The organism is Lachnoanaerobaculum sp. Marseille-Q4761, from assembly GCF_017565785.1.
Lineage (GTDB): Bacteria > Bacillota > Clostridia > Lachnospirales > Lachnospiraceae > Lachnoanaerobaculum.
The window spans coordinates 768850-785068 of sequence record NZ_JAGEKB010000002.1 but is presented as its reverse complement, the minus strand read 5'-3'; the positions used below and the strand labels follow the sequence as shown (position 1 = coordinate 785068).

At 36.2% G+C, this 16219-nt stretch carries 15 protein-coding genes; 14 read left to right on the top strand and 1 reads right to left on the bottom strand.

All coding sequences use genetic code 11. The features are described 5' to 3' along the window. Positions 1-128 precede the first annotated feature (128 nt). The 14 genes from guaB to J4O15_RS10940 are packed head-to-tail and all read left to right on the top strand — an operon-like array spanning position 129 to position 15098. Positions 129-1583, top strand: a complete 1455-nt coding sequence (guaB, locus tag J4O15_RS11005) for an IMP dehydrogenase (RefSeq protein ID WP_009220145.1) — start codon at positions 129-131, stop codon at positions 1581-1583. A 30-nt stretch (positions 1584-1613) separates the two neighbouring features. Beyond that, positions 1614-2531, top strand: a complete 918-nt coding sequence (locus J4O15_RS11000; RefSeq protein WP_208100778.1) for a nucleotidyltransferase family protein — start codon at positions 1614-1616, stop codon at positions 2529-2531. 9 nt (positions 2532-2540) lie between these two features. Next, on the top strand, positions 2541-4202 hold the full coding sequence (locus J4O15_RS10995; protein ID WP_208100777.1) for a putative manganese-dependent inorganic diphosphatase: 1662 nt from the start codon (positions 2541-2543) through the stop codon (positions 4200-4202). A 7-nt stretch (positions 4203-4209) separates the two neighbouring features. After that, the gene (locus J4O15_RS10990) at positions 4210-4869 is read left to right on the top strand and encodes a shikimate kinase (protein ID WP_009220148.1); all 660 of its coding nucleotides are present in this window, start codon (positions 4210-4212) and stop codon (positions 4867-4869) included. Further along, positions 4859-5428, top strand: a complete 570-nt coding sequence (locus J4O15_RS10985) for a flavin reductase family protein (RefSeq protein ID WP_009220149.1) — start codon at positions 4859-4861, stop codon at positions 5426-5428. The genes J4O15_RS10990 and J4O15_RS10985 overlap by 11 nt, the downstream gene beginning before the upstream one ends. Positions 5429-5452: 24 nt before the next feature. Then, the gene (murC, locus tag J4O15_RS10980) at positions 5453-6820 is read left to right on the top strand and encodes a UDP-N-acetylmuramate--L-alanine ligase (RefSeq protein WP_243762049.1); all 1368 of its coding nucleotides are present in this window, start codon (positions 5453-5455) and stop codon (positions 6818-6820) included. 58 nt (positions 6821-6878) lie between these two features. Beyond that, entirely contained in the window at positions 6879-8105 is a 1227-nt protein-coding gene (locus J4O15_RS10975; RefSeq protein ID WP_208100775.1) for a DnaD domain protein, read from the top strand. Positions 8106-8124: 19 nt separating this feature from the next. Then, positions 8125-9150 carry an ATP-binding protein gene (locus J4O15_RS10970; protein WP_208100774.1) on the top strand — a complete coding sequence of 342 codons (1026 nt, stop codon included), beginning with the start codon at positions 8125-8127 and terminating at the stop codon, positions 9148-9150. Between the two features lie 10 nt (positions 9151-9160). Continuing rightward, positions 9161-10336, top strand: a complete 1176-nt coding sequence (locus tag J4O15_RS10965; RefSeq protein ID WP_208100773.1) for a ribose-phosphate pyrophosphokinase — start codon at positions 9161-9163, stop codon at positions 10334-10336. Positions 10337-10353: 17 nt separating this feature from the next. Beyond that, positions 10354-11067 carry a LytR/AlgR family response regulator transcription factor gene (locus J4O15_RS10960; protein ID WP_009220154.1) on the top strand — a complete coding sequence of 238 codons (714 nt, stop codon included), beginning with the start codon at positions 10354-10356 and terminating at the stop codon, positions 11065-11067. A gap of 4 nt (positions 11068-11071) precedes the next feature. After that, positions 11072-12247 (top strand): hypothetical protein, encoded by a 1176-nt coding sequence (locus J4O15_RS10955; RefSeq protein ID WP_208100772.1) that lies wholly within the window; start codon positions 11072-11074, stop codon positions 12245-12247. Continuing rightward, positions 12225-12380, top strand: coding sequence for a hypothetical protein (locus J4O15_RS10950; RefSeq protein ID WP_009220156.1), 156 nt, complete (start codon positions 12225-12227; stop codon positions 12378-12380). The genes J4O15_RS10955 and J4O15_RS10950 overlap by 23 nt, the downstream gene beginning before the upstream one ends. 5 nt (positions 12381-12385) lie before the next feature. Beyond that, positions 12386-13825 (top strand): proline--tRNA ligase, encoded by a 1440-nt coding sequence (gene proS, locus J4O15_RS10945; protein WP_208100771.1) that lies wholly within the window; start codon positions 12386-12388, stop codon positions 13823-13825. Positions 13826-13877: 52 nt separating this feature from the next. Next, positions 13878-15098: a CCA tRNA nucleotidyltransferase gene (locus tag J4O15_RS10940; protein ID WP_208100770.1), complete on the top strand. Its 1221-nt coding sequence runs from the start codon at positions 13878-13880 to the stop codon at positions 15096-15098. Positions 15099-15232: 134 nt separating this feature from the next. Here the strand turns inward: J4O15_RS10940 and J4O15_RS10935 are convergent, their stop codons facing one another. After that, positions 15233-16183: a putative ABC transporter permease gene (locus J4O15_RS10935; protein ID WP_208100769.1), complete on the bottom strand. Its 951-nt coding sequence runs from the start codon at positions 16181-16183 to the stop codon at positions 15233-15235. Positions 16184-16219: the final 36 nt, after the last annotated feature.

Below are 16219 nucleotides of genomic sequence, written 5' to 3'. Positions count from 1 at the left end.
TTGTATGAGTATAATTGGTAATGATTGACAGGGTAGTGTGGATTTGCTAGACTAATGAGAAAAAAGTAATAGAAATGGCATTGAAGTGGCAGTTTTAGTCAATGTATATCCGGAAAAGGAGAAAGATAGTGGCAAGGATCATAGGTGAGGGCATCACATTTGATGATGTCCTATTGCAACCGGCATATTCAGAGGTTATAGGAAATCAAATTGACATTTCTACATATTTGACAAAGAATATTAAATTAAATATTCCTTTGATGAGTGCGGGAATGGATACGGTTACCGAGCATAGAATGGCTATAGCTATGGCAAGGCAGGGAGGCATCGGAATTATTCATAAAAATATGAGTATAGAGGAACAAGCTGAGGAGGTAGATAAGGTAAAGCGTTCTGAAAACGGAGTTATTACCGATCCTTTCTATTTATCGCCTGAACATACTTTATCGGATGCCAATGAATTGATGTCAAAGTACAGAATCTCCGGAGTTCCCATAACTGAGGGTAAAAAACTGGTAGGTATTATTACCAACAGAGATTTAAAATTTGAAGAAGATTTTACAAAAAAGATAGCGGAGTGTATGACAAAGGAGCATCTGGTAACTGCACTCGAAGGCACTACTTTGGATGAAGCCAAGAAAATACTTGCACGTGCCCGTGTGGAAAAACTGCCGATAGTGGATAAAAACGGCAATTTAAAGGGGCTTATCACTATCAAGGATATAGAAAAACAGATCAAATATCCAAGCTCAGCCAAGGACTCTTACGGAAGACTTCTTTGCGGTGCGGCACTGGGAATTACAGCAAATGTACTTGAAAGATGTGAGGCTTTGGTAAAAGTAAAGGTGGATGTTGTAGTACTCGATTCGGCTCATGGACATTCAAAGAATGTAATTGAGTGTATAAAGGCTATAAAAAAGAAATATCCGGATTTGCCGGTAATAGCCGGAAATGTGGCAACGGGTGAGGCTACAAAGGCTCTTATAGAAGCCGGTGCCGACTGTGTAAAGGTGGGAATAGGTCCGGGCTCAATATGTACGACCAGAGTGGTTGCAGGTATAGGTGTACCGCAGATAAGTGCAATTATGAGCTGCTATGCCGTAGCTAAGGAATATAATATACCTATAATAGCTGATGGCGGAATCAAATTCTCGGGAGATATTACCAAGGCATTGGCTGCAGGCGGAAATGTATGTATGATGGGTTCGCTTTTTGCGGGCTGTGATGAGTCACCGGGAGATTATGAGCTCTATCAAGGCAGAAAATATAAGGTTTATCGAGGTATGGGTTCACTTGCGGCTATGGAAAAGGGCAGTAAGGACAGATATTTCCAAAGTGATGCCAAAAAGCTTGTGCCTGAAGGTGTTGAGGGTAGAGTGGCATATAAGGGATTTGTAGAGGATACGGTTTTTCAGCTTTTGGGCGGACTCAGATCAGGTATGGGATATTGCGGTGCAAAGGATATTAAAACACTTCAGGAAAGTGCACAGTTTATTAAGATAAGTGCGGCATCTTTGAAGGAAAGTCATCCTCATGATATACATATTACAAAAGAGGCACCGAACTATTCATCAGAGGAATAAGACAAATAGAATTTTAGGGGGTTATTTATTATGGATGCAACATTAGTGGTTATGGCGGCAGGTATAGGTTCAAGATTTGGCGGCGGCATAAAGCAGCTGGCTCCGGTCGGACCAAATGGCGAGATTATTATGGATTATTCCATATATGATGCAAAAGAAGCCGGTTTTAATAAAGTGGTTTTTATTATTCGCCATGATCTGGAAAAGGATTTTAAAGAAATTATAGGAGACAGAGTAAAGAAATATATAGATGTAGAGTACGCATATCAGGAACTTGACAATCTTCCTTCGGGATTTGAATGTCCTAAGGAGAGAAAAAAGCCATGGGGTACCGGACAGGCATTACTTTCTGTAAAAGGGGTTGTAAACGAGCCTTTCGTGGTAATAAATGCAGATGATTACTATGGAAAAGAAGGTTTTAAGATAATATATGACTACATGGCAAACAAAATGGATAAGGACAGCAAAAAGCTTGATCTTTGTATGGCAGGATTTGTATTAAAGAATACACTCTCCGATAATGGAGGAGTTACAAGAGGTGTATGTAAGGCAGATGCAAATAATAAACTGGCTGATGTAAAAGAGACCTTTGAAATTGAATTAAAGGACGGTATTTTAAATGCCGTAGATGAAAACGGAAATAAAAGGGATATAAGTCTTGATGATATCGTATCTATGAATATGTGGGGACTTACACCTGAATTCCTGGATATTTTGGAGGCGAATTTACCGAAATTCCTTGAGAGTATGTCAAATGAGCTAAAGAGCGAATATTTATTGCCTTCAGTAATAGATGAAGCTATTAAGTCAGGAAAGATAAGTGTTGAAGTATTAAAGAGCCATGACAAGTGGTTTGGAGTAACATATAAAGAAGACAAGGATATTGTTGTTAATTCAATAAGAGCCTTGGTAGATAATGGAGTTTATCCTGATAAAATTTTTAATTAAGAGGAGTTTATGACAAAGCTTAGAACATTGATAGTGGGGCATAAGAACCCGGATACAGATTCAATCTGTGCGGCTATAAGTTATGCCGATCTAAAGTCAAAAACTGAAGAGGGAGAGTTTTCACCGAGGCGTGCCGGAGAGATCAATGAGGAAACCAAATTTGTATTGAACTACTTCAAGGTTAAACCGCCTAAGCTTACCGAAAGTGTTAAAACCCAAGTAAAAGACATTGAAATAAAACATACCAAGGGTGTAGATAAAAATATATCCTTTAAAAAGGCGTGGTCACTTATGCAGGAGCTTGATGTAGTGACCTTGCCGACAGTAAACAGCGAAGGTAATCTTGAAGGAATTATATCCATCAGTGATATTGCAAACTCATATATGAATATATATGACAGCAGAATACTTGCAAAAGCCAATACAAGATATTCAAATATTTTGGAAACTCTTGAGGGCTCTTTGGTGGTAGGAAATGATAAAGCCTATTTTAATGAAGGCAAGGTTGTAGTGGCGGCTGCAAATCCCGATATGATGGAATATTATATTGAAAAGGATGATCTTGTAATTCTTGGAAACAGATATGAGATGCAGCTTTGTGCTATAGAGATGGGAGCGGCGTGTATCATAGTATGCGAGGGTGCGGGTGCGTCTATAACCATTCAAAAACTGGCAAAGGAGCATGGTACTACAATTATCACAACAGCCTATGATACATTTACCGTTGCAAGACTTATAAATCAGTCCATGCCTATAAATTACTTTATGAAAACTGAGAATCTTATAACATTTGAAAATGAGGATTATTTAGATGAAATAAAGGAAGTCATGGCAAATGTCAGACATAGAGATTTTCCGATACTTGATAAAAACGGAAAGTACCTTGGAATGTTTTCAAGAAGAAATCTTCTCGGTGCAAAGGGCAAGAGAGTTATAATGGTGGATCACAATGAAAAAAGCCAGGCAGTCGATGGAATAGAGCATGCAAATGTACTGGAAATAATAGACCACCACAGACTTGGAACGGTGGAAACAATAGGGCCGGTTTATTTTAGAAATCAGCCTCTTGGATGTACCTCCACCATTATATATCAAATGTATCATGAAAAAGGCGTGGAGATTCCGAAGCATATTGCGGGACTTATGTGTTCAGCCATTATATCCGATACATTACTTTTCAGATCTCCGACATGTACGGAGGTGGATAAGGCTGCAGGTCTTGATCTTGCAAGGATAGCCGGTATTGATATAGAAAAATATGCAAATCAGATGTTTGCTTCAGCAAGCAATCTGAACGGAAAAACCGATGAACAGATTTTCCATCAGGATTATAAGAAATTCACACTCGGACAAATCAGTATAGGTATAGGACAGATAAGCTCTTTAAATGAGGAAGAGCTTGACGGTATTGAAAGCAGATTGCTGCCGTTCCTTACAAAGCTTCATGAAGAGAGTGAAGAAGATATGATGTTCTTTATGCTGACAAATATATTGGAGCAATCAACAAGACTTATATGTGTAGGTGCAGGAGCTATGGCTCTTGTGGTGAAATCCTTTAGAATAGATGAAGCGGCATATGATATCAATGATGTAGGAGTCATTAAATTAGCTTCCGTGGTATCAAGAAAAAAACAGCTTGTACCAAGTCTTATGATAGGAATACAGATGTAGGAGAGATATGGGAAAGAAGTCTAATATTACATTGATAGGTATGCCTGCATCCGGTAAGTCATCAGTAGGAGTGGTTCTGGCAAAAAGACTTGGAAAGAAATTTGTAGATACAGATATAGTTATCCAGGAAAAATATGGAAAGCTTTTAAAAGAGCTTATAGAAGAACATGGAGATGACGGATTTAGAGAGATTGAGGATGAGGTAAATGCCACAATTGATGTAAGTAACAGTATAATATCTCCCGGAGGAAGTGTGGTATATGGCGAAAGGGCTATGAAACATCTGAAAGAAATAAGTGTTGTCATATATCTGGAACTTTCATATACCGCAATCAAATCAAGGCTTGGAGACTTGAGAGAGAGAGGGATTACATTAAAGGACGGACAGACTTTAAAGGATTTGTACTTGGAAAGAACTCCATTGTATAAAAAATATGCCGATATAACAATCAATGAAATGAAAAAATCCTTGTCAAAGACCATTGATGAAATCTGTGAAAGTCTTGGTGAAAAGCCGAGGAAAAAAAGAAATTTCAAAAGCAGAAAAATCAAAAAAGAAAAAGACGGCAAGGAAAAGTCTAAAAACAGTCAAAAAAATTATAAAGACAATAAAAATAATGTTCAAAGAAAAAGTGTAAAGAAATATTTTAAGAAAAATGAGAATTGATTTTAAACCCGGGAATATGCTGTATCCCGTACCTGTGGTAATGGTAAGCTGTGCAGACAGTGAGGGGAGAAGTGATATAGTAACAGTGGCATGGACAGGTACTATTTGTACAAATCCTCCCATGGTATATATTTCTCTTAGACCAAGCAGGTATTCATATGATATAATAAAAAAATCAGGTGAGTTTGTTATAAATCTTACCAATGAAAGATTGGCAAAAATAGCAGATGAATGCGGTGTAAAATCAGGCAGAGATGTTGATAAATGGAAATTATTAAAGATAGAGCAGTTGCCATCAAAGGTGGTAGCTGCTTCATCTATTAAAGAAAGTCCGGTCTGTATAGAATGTAAAGTCGAAAATATTCTCGAACTTGGTTCACATCATATGTTTACTGCGAAGGTAGTTGCTGTAAATGTGGACGCAAAATATATGGATGAAAAAAACAAATTTGACCTGACGAAAGCCGACATGGTAGTATATAATCATGGAGAGTATATTGGATTGTCAAAAGTGCTGGGTACCTTCGGGTACAGTGTAAAAAAGAAGAAAAGAAAGTAATCTGGGAGGCATCTTGTGAAAGAGATGAATTTTAATGAGCTGAAACATATATATTTTTGCGGTATAGGTGGCATCAGCATGAGTGGACTTGCAAGAGTACTTTTAGAAAAGGGCTTTAAGATAAGTGGCTCGGATACAAAAGCAAGTAATATAACAAAGGATTTGGAGGAGAGGGGAGTAAATATATTTAACTCCCAACATGAGTCCAATATAAAGGATGATATAGATTTATTTGTATATACGGCAGCCGTACATGAGGACAATCCCGAGTTTATAAAGGCAAAGGGAAAAAATATTCCTATAATGACAAGGGCAGAGCTTCTTGGATATGTGATGTCAAAATTTAAGGAAAGTATTGCTATAAGCGGTACTCACGGAAAGACTACCACAACTTCCATGCTGTCATATATTTTATTGGATTCAGGTCAGGACCCTACAATATCTGTAGGCGGAGTATTAAAGAAAATAAAGGGAAATATTCATATAGGAAGCGGAGATGTTTTTGTTACCGAAGCATGTGAATATACCAATAGTTTTTTATCATTAAACCCGACAATAGGTGTTATATTAAATATTGAAGAGGATCATCTGGACTTCTTTAAAGATATTGATGAAATCAGGAACTCTTTTAAGAAATTTGTAACAAATACAAGCGATGAGGGTTGTATAATAATAAATGATAAAATTGAAAATAATGAGGAAATCACAGAGAATTTCAAAGGCAAAGTAGTAAGATATGGAAGTGAAAATTCTGATTGTTTTGTTAATAATATAAGATATGATGAATTAGGATATCCTACATTTGATCTTATTTATAAGGGAAGTACATATAAGGATGTTAAGCTTTGTGTAGGTGGAAATCACAATATAGACAATGCTTTGGCATCTATTTGTGTTGCTTTTGAGCTTGGTGTGGGTATAGAAGATATAAAGAATGGACTTTTGGAGTTTTCGGGAGCCGACAGAAGATTTGAGATAAAGGGCAAAATGGGAAATATCACTATAGTAGATGATTATGCACATCATCCGAGTGAGATTGCCGCCACTTTAAATATTGCAAAGAGATATCCGCATAAGAGGCTTGTAATTGCTTTTCAACCACATACTTTTACCAGAACGAAGGCTTTTTTTGAGGAGTTTGCCGATGTTTTAAAAGATGTGGATAATTGTATTATAGCTAAAATCTATCCGGCAAGAGAAACGGATGATTTAGGAATGAGTGCCAAACTTTTATCTGAGAGGATAAATTCGCTGGGAGGCAATTCAAGGGATTTTGATACCTTTGATGAAATTGAAAATTATCTTTTGGAAAACTTATGTGATGGAGATTTGTTTATCACAATGGGTGCAGGTGACATCGTAAGAGTCGGTGAGGTTTTACTTGGAGAATAGAGAATATTCCAAGCTGTATAATAAATATGTATTATAAATTTAATACAAAGGGAGAGCTATGAAGTACGAATTTTTAAAGGCGGATATAACAAGCATTGTAAGTTTGCCATCAGAATTTATAGATAAATATATGCTAAAGGCAAATGGTGATTATATAAAGGTATACCTTTTTATGCTGAGAAATGCCGGTAGATTGATAAATCCTGAAATCATAGCGGATGCCCTTGAACTTACAATAAAGGATGTAGAGAGAGCCATAACATATTGGTGCAAGAGCGGTATACTTATAGAAAAAGAGGAAAATATCGCAAAGATTGGCAGCGGAGATGATTTTGAGGAAATACTGCTTACAAAGAATCTGCCTACAAAAGAGGAACTGGAAGAGGCAAGGCGTATTTTAAATGCCGCAAATGAACTGTATAAGAGAAAAGAAAATCAGGAAAATATAATGGCTGAGGTAGATACAGCTAAAGAAGATATAAAAGAACAGGTGGAAATATCTGATAAAAATTTGGATGAAAATACAAATCAGACAGATGGAGAAACACAGGCTGAACCTCCAGACCAAATGAGGGAAGAGGAAGTAAAGGAAGAAAAGCCGAAGCTTCCTGACAGAAGTTTGGTGGATTTGCCAAAGCTTAAAGGTGATGAAGATTTTCAGGAACTGGTATTTTGTGTGCAGACATATATTGAAAAAATATTTACACCTACAGATACGGAAAAGCTTGCATATTTATATGATGTTGTGGGAATGTCAAAGGATTTGCTCGAATATATCGCAGAGTTATCCGTTCAAAAGGGCAAGAAGAATATAAACTATATCGAAAGAGTTGCTTTGTCATTACATGAAAAGGGTATTACCACAGTGGAGGCTGCCAAAGAGGACAATATAAAATTTTATAATGAAAATAAAGCTGTATTAAAGGCTTTTGGAATTTATGACAGGGTATTGGCACCTGTAGAGTCAAGATATGTAAAAAAATGGTTTGATGAATTCGGATTCAGCACAGAGATAGTTGTGGAGGCTATAAGCAGAACTGTCTTAAACACTTCTTCACAGAGCTTTTCCTATGCCGACGGAATACTTACAAGATGGCATAATAATAATGTCCGCACTGTTTCAGATATAAAAGCACAGGATGAAAAGCATGATGAGAGAGTAAAGAATGCCCCAAAACCTGCAAATACTTCGTCTAAATCAAAGTTCAATAATTTTGAACAGAGAAATGACAGTATTGAATCCGATATGCAGAACAAGTTTTTAAATGAGCTGAACAAAATGTAGTTTAGCTTAAAGGAGATATATGGCTATAAATAATTCCTCATATAATGAAATAATGAGAGAATATGAAAATATAAGAGCAAATAACAGGGCTGCACAGGTAAGAAGAATTGAAGAGGTATATAAAAAGATACCGCAGATGAAGGATTTGAATAATTCGACCGGCAGTATGGCGGTATCCAGATATAAGGAGAGTTTAAAATCGGGTAAAATATCAATGCCTGATTTAAAAAACGATATTGATAAGATAAAAAAAGATAAAGAAAAACTTTTACTGGATGCGGGATTTCCAAAAGACTATATTGAGATAAGCTATAATTGTGAGGATTGTAGGGATACAGGATATATCGAGGGGAAGAAATGCCATTGTCTGCAAGCAAGGATAAGAAAGCTCTTATATGCGCAGTCAAATTTGGAAAATATATTAAATAAAGAAAATTTTGAGAATTTTTCATTTGATTATTATGATAATAAAAATATTCTTGCAGGTCAAAATATGACAAATGCCTCATATATGGAAGGCGTTAAAAAATTCTGCGAGAGATTTGCCGATAAATATTTTAAGCAAAACAGAGCTGAAAATGACAGAGCTTTGGACTCGGGTGAGGAAAATGACAGAAAAAATATTATATTTAGCGGAAATACAGGAGTTGGAAAGACCTATCTTAGCAATTGTATTGCAAAGGTTGCACTTGACAGATATTACTCCGCAATATATCTCAGTGCGAAGGAACTTTTTGAAGTATTGGTAAAGGTAAAAATGGAAAAGAGCGAAGAGCAAAAATATCTGCTTCTTCTTGACGGTATTTATGAAAGTGATATGCTTATAATTGATGATTTAGGAACGGAACTTTCCAATCACTTTACAACTACTGAATTTTTCCATATAATAAACCGTAGGATAAATAATGAAAAATCCACTATAATATCGACCAATCTCAGCCTGGATGAAATGAGGGATATATATAGTGAAAGGGTTACTTCCCGTATAAGAAAGAGCTTTATTTATATAAGATTGTTTGGCAATGATATCAGAGCAAGGCTTTAATGGAGGAAATATGCTGTACGAAGATAAAAAAATTGATTCTATTCCTGTAGGTCCGCTGGGGCTAATACCTCTTAGAGGAATGGAGGAATTTACAAAGAAGGTAAACGATTACCTTGTAGAGTGGCGTAGAGAAAGAGAAAACGAGCATAAGGATACGCTTTTATTTTCAGAATACGAAAAAGATGATTATATTGTAAAGGCCAATATTTCAAGATTCGGTTCGGGTGAAGCCAAGGGTACTATAGAAGAGTCTGTAAGAGGTGACGATTTATATTTGCTTGTAGATGTTTGTAATTATTCTATGACTTATTCACTATCAGGTAAGATAAATCATATGTCACCGGATGATCATTTCCAGGATTTAAAAAGAATCATTGCCGCTATAGCAGGAAAGGCAAGAAGGATAAATGTTATAATGCCTTTCTTATATGAAAGTCGTCAGCATAAAAAGACCGGAAGAGAGTCGCTTGACTGTGCATTGGCATTACAGGAACTTACAAATATGGGGGTTGACAATATAATTACATTTGACGCCCATGACCCGAGAGTACAAAATGCCATACCGCTAAAGGGATTTGAAACGGTACAGCCGATTTATCAATACACAAAGGGACTTTTAAAACATTTCCCGGATTTGCAGGTTGACTCGGATCATATGATGATTATTTCACCGGATGAAGGCGGCATGAGAAGAGCTATATATTTTGCAAATATGTTAAAGCTTGATGTAGGTATGTTCTACAAAAGAAGAGATTATACTAAAGTAGTTGACGGAAGAAATCCTATTATAGCACATGAGTTTTTAGGCTCGGATGTGGAAGGAAAGGATTTGGTAATCATTGATGATATGATATCATCAGGAGAGAGTGTACAGGAAGTTGCCAAGGAATTAAAAAAGAGGAAAGCAAAAAGAGTATTTGTATGTGCAACTTTCGGATTGTTTACAAACGGTTTTGCAAAGTTTGATAAATATTATGAGAACGGCATTATAGACGGTATATTTACTACAAATCTTGTATATCAATCACCGAACCTGCTTAGTAAACCCTATTACTATAATGTTGAAATGAGTAAATATGTGGCACTTATCATAGATAATTTAAATCATGATTCTACTATAAGCGGTCTTTTGACTCCTACAAACAGAATCAATACTTTGCTCGATAAGGTAAGAAATAAAAAATAAATATAAGGTTTTGGATTATGAGAATAGTGATATGTGATGATAATCCAATAGAACGAAACAGTTTATTAGAGGTCACTACGGATATATCAAATTCCGAGGGATATGATACGGAATTTGAGGTGTTTGAAAATGCCAAGCAGATGTTATTTGAAGTGGAAGATAAATTAGAACTTATTGATGTGATGCTTTTGGATATAAATATGCCGGAAATGGACGGAATGGAGGCAGCATCAAAACTTCGTTCAAATGGATATATTGGTGAGATAGTATTTACTACAGTATCTAAAAACCATATGCTTGGGGCATTTGATGTCAGGGCTTTCAATTACATTGTAAAGGGCGAGACCGACGGTGCAAAGACTGTGAAGATAATAAAGGATGTATTGGAAATTGCATCTGAAAAGTCTAAGGAGTATATGCTGTTTACCGGTATTGGAGAATATAGAAATATCGCAATCAATGACATAAAATATTTTGAGGTTAGAGGTAAAATAATAACCGTATATTATGGCAGTAAAAGCTTTGAGTTTATTTCAACAATTGGAAAACTTGAAAACTTGCTGTTTACAAAAGGTTTTTTAAGAGTGCATAGGTCATTTTTGGTTTCATTGCAGTATATAAAAACATTTACTTATGAGGAAATAACTTTAATTGATCATACAGTTATTTCAGTAGGTAGAAAATACTATAGCGGATTAAAGGATGCAATGAAAGAGAATGCAATAGGGTGATAAAATGAAAAAAAAGTATAGAGCAGTCGGTGCTATGTCTTTAGTATTGGTAACGGCTTTTATATCGGTATATGGTGTAGGTATTATAAACAGTAAGGCTACAACTTTGGGATATCCTGCGGGAGTCAATACATTAAATACATACGATACCACACCAAGTATATATGAAACTACACCAAGTGTGGACGGCACTACACAGTCAACAAGTACTACACAGTATGAAAACGGAAATACGGTAGAACCCGGAAATCCGAACAATCCCGGCAGAGGTACTTACGGAGAATGGGTTGTTATAAAAGAGCCTACATATGAAGAAGAGGGACTAAGGAGAAGGGAATTTAAGTCTTACGAAGGTTCATATTCTATGGAATATGAGAGTATACCAAGACTTAAAAGACCTGATATACCCACAGAAACAATGGAGAGCACTACCGAAACGTCTTCAGAGATATTGCCGTCAAATGAATTGCCTACTGAAACGTCTTCAGAGATATTGCCGTCAAATGAATTGCCTACTGAAACTGAAACTTCAAAGGAGATACCTTCAAAGGAAATGCCTTCAGAGGTGCCTTCGACTGCTGATGAAACTCCGGCTACAAGATCAAATTCTGATGATTACCATATTCACAGGGGATCGGGAAGAGTCAATAGTGTCAGAAAACTTGGAAATGTAAAAAAAGAAGATACAATTCCACAAAGCAGTACAGAAGTTTTAAGCAGTGAGGATATCGAAGAGAGCAGTATGGCTGATGATATCAGAGCAGAGAATGTTAAACCTGTAAAAAGTAATGTCGGTAAATCTGAAAAGAAAAATAAAAAAAGCAGGAATGTAAACAGTACCGTTCCTGAAACTGTAGTGCATAGTATTGAGGATACTGAGGAAACTAAGGAGTCTGAATATATAAAAGCTTCCACAGGGAATAAGCAAACACCTGTAAAAATAACGGAAGCTGCTACAGAGAGCAAAGAAGTTATAGTTACGAAAGTAGATAACGACATACCTGAAAGTAAATCTTATGATAACAGTTTTAACAGATATGACGGAGCTACACTTTTGGCGGCGGGAGTTTATGCATGGTGGGCTGTAATTATTTTACTGCCGATGGTAAATGCATCAAAATGGATAAATAAGAAGAGAAAAGAAAAATTGAGGGGCAATGTTAATAAGAAATATAATTGAGATTGCATTGATTATTATATTATTCATTGTAGGCATCGTACTTTATTTTTATTTAAAAAGAAGGATTGATGATGCCGAATCCGATCTTGTAATCAGAAAGAAAAAAGAAATAAAAGAAGATATAGAGGATTAAATAAAATGGCTAAGGAAAAAAAGCTTGTAGAAGAAATTACTTCCATGGAGACTGATTTTGCACAATGGTATACTGATATTGTGCTTAAGGCTGAGCTTGTTGATTATACCAGTGTAAAGGGCTGTCTGGTAATAAGACCTGCAGGCTATGCTATCTGGGAGAATATGAAAAATGAAATAGACAGAAGATTTAAGGAAACAGGTATTGAAAACTGCTACCTTCCTATGTTTATACCTGAGAGCTTATTGCAAAAGGAGGCGGATCATGTAGAGGGATTTGCACCTGAGGTTGCATGGGTGACTCATGGCGGACTTGAGGAGTTGGAGGAGAGACTTTGTGTAAGACCCACCTCGGAAACTTTATTCTGCGATTATTACTCCAAGGTGGTAAAAAGCTACAGGGATCTTCCACAGCTTTTGAATCAGTGGTGTTCTGTAGTAAGATGGGAGAAAACCACAAGACCTTTCCTGCGTTCGAGAGAGTTTTTATGGCAGGAAGGACATACAATACATGCTACAGCAAAGGAAGCACATGACAGAACGGTACAGATGCTTGAAGTATATGCGGATTTTTTTGAGAAGGATCTGGCAATACCTGTTGTAAGAGGTATGAAGACAGATAAGGAGAAGTTTGCAGGAGCGGAAGCAACATATACCATAGAGGCTCTTATGCATGACGGTAAGGCATTGCAATCAGGTACCAGCCATTATTTCGGTGACGGATTTGCAAAGGCATTTGATGTGACATTTACAGATAAGGATAATCAGATAAAGACTGTATTTGAGACTTCCTTCGGTGTAACAACAAGAATAATAGGTGCTGTGATAATGGTGCATGGTGATGATTCAGGTCTTAAATTACCTCCTCATATAGCACCGGTTCAGGTAAATATAATACCTGTGGCGGCGCATAAAGAGGGTGTACTTGAGGCGGCAAACGATTTAAAGAACAGATTGATTGCTGCAGGAGTCAGAGTAAAGCTGGATGACAGCGAAAAGAGCCCGGGATTTAAGTTTGCAGAGTCGGAGATGAGAGGTATTCCTTTAAGAATAGAGATAGGACCTAAGGATATTGAAAATAATCAATGCGTATTTGTCAGAAGAGATACCGGAGAAAAGACATTTGTTTCACTTGAAAATGTGGAAAATGATGCTAAGGAATGTCTTGAGAATATTCAGACAAATATGTTTGAAACCGCACTTGCTCACAGAGATGCTCATACCTATATGGCAAGAAATATGGAAGAGTTCAAGGATATAGCAGATAATAAGCCCGGATTTATAAAAGCTATGTGGTGTGGTGACAGAGCCTGTGAGGATAAGATTAAGGAAGAGGCGGGAGCTACATCAAGATGTATGCCAAAAGAACAGGAGCAGCTTAGTGATGTATGTGTTTGCTGTGGTAAGAAGGCTACAAAGATGGTTTATTGGGGAAAAGCATATTAAATTAAAGAACCGCAGTCAAATGGCTGCGGTTTTAATATTTTGGAGAATATAAATGACGATAAATTTACCGAAGAATGTTGAAAAAATCATAGAGATGTTGGAAGAGAGCGGATTTGAGGGTTTTGCGGTAGGAGGCTGTGTAAGAGATTCATTATTACAAAAGACGCCGACAGACTGGGATATTACTACAAATGCGCTCCCAAGTGAAATGAAAAAAATATTTAAAAAAACATTTGATACAGGTATTGCACATGGTACAATCACCGTACTTATGGACAGTGTCGGTTATGAGCTGACCACATATAGGATAGACGGGAACTATTCAGATGGAAGGCATCCTGATAATGTTTTTTTTAGTAAAAATTTATCAGAGGATTTGTGTAGGAGAGATTTTACTATTAATGCAATGGCATATTCACATAAAAGAGGAATAGTGGATTTGTATAGCGGCAGAGAAGATTTGGAAAGAGGTATTATAAGAGCTGTAGGAGATGCAAAAAAGAGATTTGATGAGGATGCACTGAGGATGCTCAGGGCGGTCAGATTCTCTGCACAGCTTGGATTCGAAATAGAAAAAGACACATTTGTTGCAATAACTGAAAAGGCATCTCTTTTATCAAAGGTAAGTAAGGAAAGAATCTTTGTCGAGCTTAATAAGACATTGAGCGGAGATTTTGCACATAATATAAAATTTATATACAGCAGCGGTCTTTATAAATATATAGGAAAAGAGTTTGCAGGGATAAAAGAGGAATTCTATAATTTTTATCCACGAAAACTTGGCAATAAAAAGCATATGTACTGGACTGTATTTTTAAAAAATATAGAAGATATAAATTCTGTAAAGAAAATACTTTCAGAACTTAAGTCGGATAATGCAACAAAAATAAATACAGATTTGCTTATAAAAGAGCTTAGACTTCCTCTGCCAAAAAATGTTGAGGATATCAGATGGTCTTTACATAGGCTGGGATATGAGCTTTTTGAAGACTATTTGAAAATATGTAAAACGGATAAAGATAATGAAAATATCCTTAAAGATATATATGAAATAGAGGACGGATATAAAAAAATAAGAGAAAAAAATCATGCTTTTGAAATCAGTATGCTTGACATCACGGGCAGGGATTTGATGTATATGGGAATACAAAAAGGTCCTGAGATAGGTGAGATATTGGAATATCTGTTAAAGAAAGTTATAAAGAGCCCTAAATTAAATAATAAAAACTCTCTTATGGCGCTTGTAAAAGAGAAATTTTTACGAAAGGGTTAAACGCTACAAGGATTGTAAAATTAAAATTCTCAAGATATATAGTATCTGAACTCTAAATTATAGATATAAAAATATGATTTAATAGAGAATACCGTCCGATAAGGCGAATCAGCCATAACGGGCGGTATTATAATTTATTTATTATTCCTTTTTCTTATCTCGCTAAGTTCCTTTAATTGGCTCAGATATTTTTTGTTTAATCCGGGATTGCCCTTTATCATATTTCTAATAAAAAATGACATGATTTTGCCCATTTTCGGGAAGGTAAGAGTGTACTTTTCTCCGGCAACCTCGTATTTTCTTTTCAGTTCAAGATAGGCGGGACTTTTTGATGCTACAGTATTTGATAGTGAGGAAAGTACATTTTCTATTTCGGATTTCAATGCGGAAAGACTTTCTTTTCCTGTTGAAATATATCCGTTTGCCTGACTCATACGCTCCGCCACACTGTCCTTTATACCTATAATCTTGCTCTGAGTTTCATTTAAAAGTTCATCCGCTATTAAAGAAAGCTTATCCTTAACCTCTAAAAACTCAAGCTTTGCTCTCTCAAGTGCGGCATAAGCTTTGGCAATACTGAAAGCCGCCTTGATGGACAGTATCAGGTCAAGAAAAAATACAGTACTTGTAATGGCAATAGATATTTTTAAATCATGTTCTGTTAACATAGAGACAAATCTATATACATTCACTTGTAAGACTTCGGTAAGCAGTACGGATAAAAAGCCCCATGCTATGGATGTAGACAGGGATATATATCCGTTAAGATTAAATTTATGATCGCTATAGTCCCAGTATTTTACTTTAAAAAGTTTCTCCATTACATATCCGGTGATATATTCCAAAACGGTGGCTGCAATCAAGCCTGAAAAATATACGGATAAAATACTGCCTTGAAAATTATCAGTGATAATAAGGACAAAAATAGCGCCAAAGGCATATATTGGGATATAAGGACCTCTAAGAAATCCCCTGTTTGTAAGTTTTCTTTGCTTTATTGTGGCGTATCCCGATTCAAAACACCATCCCAAAAAACAATATATATAAAAAAATGCAATCCATTGCACTAGAGTATATCCGGTCATAATCACCTCCAATGCAGATAATAATACCACAGTAGA

Coding starts and splice junctions, on each gene's coding strand:
- murC (WP_243762049.1), top strand. CDS start 5,453: ATGAATTTTAATGAGCTGAAACATATATATTTTTGCGGTATAGGTGGC.
- J4O15_RS10960 (WP_009220154.1), top strand. CDS start 10,354: ATGAGAATAGTGATATGTGATGATAATCCAATAGAACGAAACAGTTTA.
- J4O15_RS10950 (WP_009220156.1), top strand. CDS start 12,225: ATGTTAATAAGAAATATAATTGAGATTGCATTGATTATTATATTATTC.
- J4O15_RS11000 (WP_208100778.1), top strand. CDS start 1,614: ATGGATGCAACATTAGTGGTTATGGCGGCAGGTATAGGTTCAAGATTT.
- J4O15_RS10995 (WP_208100777.1), top strand. CDS start 2,541: ATGACAAAGCTTAGAACATTGATAGTGGGGCATAAGAACCCGGATACA.
- J4O15_RS10985 (WP_009220149.1), top strand. CDS start 4,859: ATGAGAATTGATTTTAAACCCGGGAATATGCTGTATCCCGTACCTGTG.
- J4O15_RS10965 (WP_208100773.1), top strand. CDS start 9,161: ATGCTGTACGAAGATAAAAAAATTGATTCTATTCCTGTAGGTCCGCTG.
- J4O15_RS10970 (WP_208100774.1), top strand. CDS start 8,125: ATGGCTATAAATAATTCCTCATATAATGAAATAATGAGAGAATATGAA.
- J4O15_RS10975 (WP_208100775.1), top strand. CDS start 6,879: ATGAAGTACGAATTTTTAAAGGCGGATATAACAAGCATTGTAAGTTTG.
- J4O15_RS10935 (WP_208100769.1), bottom strand. CDS start 16,183: ATGACCGGATATACTCTAGTGCAATGGATTGCATTTTTTTATATATAT.
- J4O15_RS10955 (WP_208100772.1), top strand. CDS start 11,072: ATGAAAAAAAAGTATAGAGCAGTCGGTGCTATGTCTTTAGTATTGGTA.
- proS (WP_208100771.1), top strand. CDS start 12,386: ATGGCTAAGGAAAAAAAGCTTGTAGAAGAAATTACTTCCATGGAGACT.
- J4O15_RS10940 (WP_208100770.1), top strand. CDS start 13,878: ATGACGATAAATTTACCGAAGAATGTTGAAAAAATCATAGAGATGTTG.
- J4O15_RS10990 (WP_009220148.1), top strand. CDS start 4,210: ATGGGAAAGAAGTCTAATATTACATTGATAGGTATGCCTGCATCCGGT.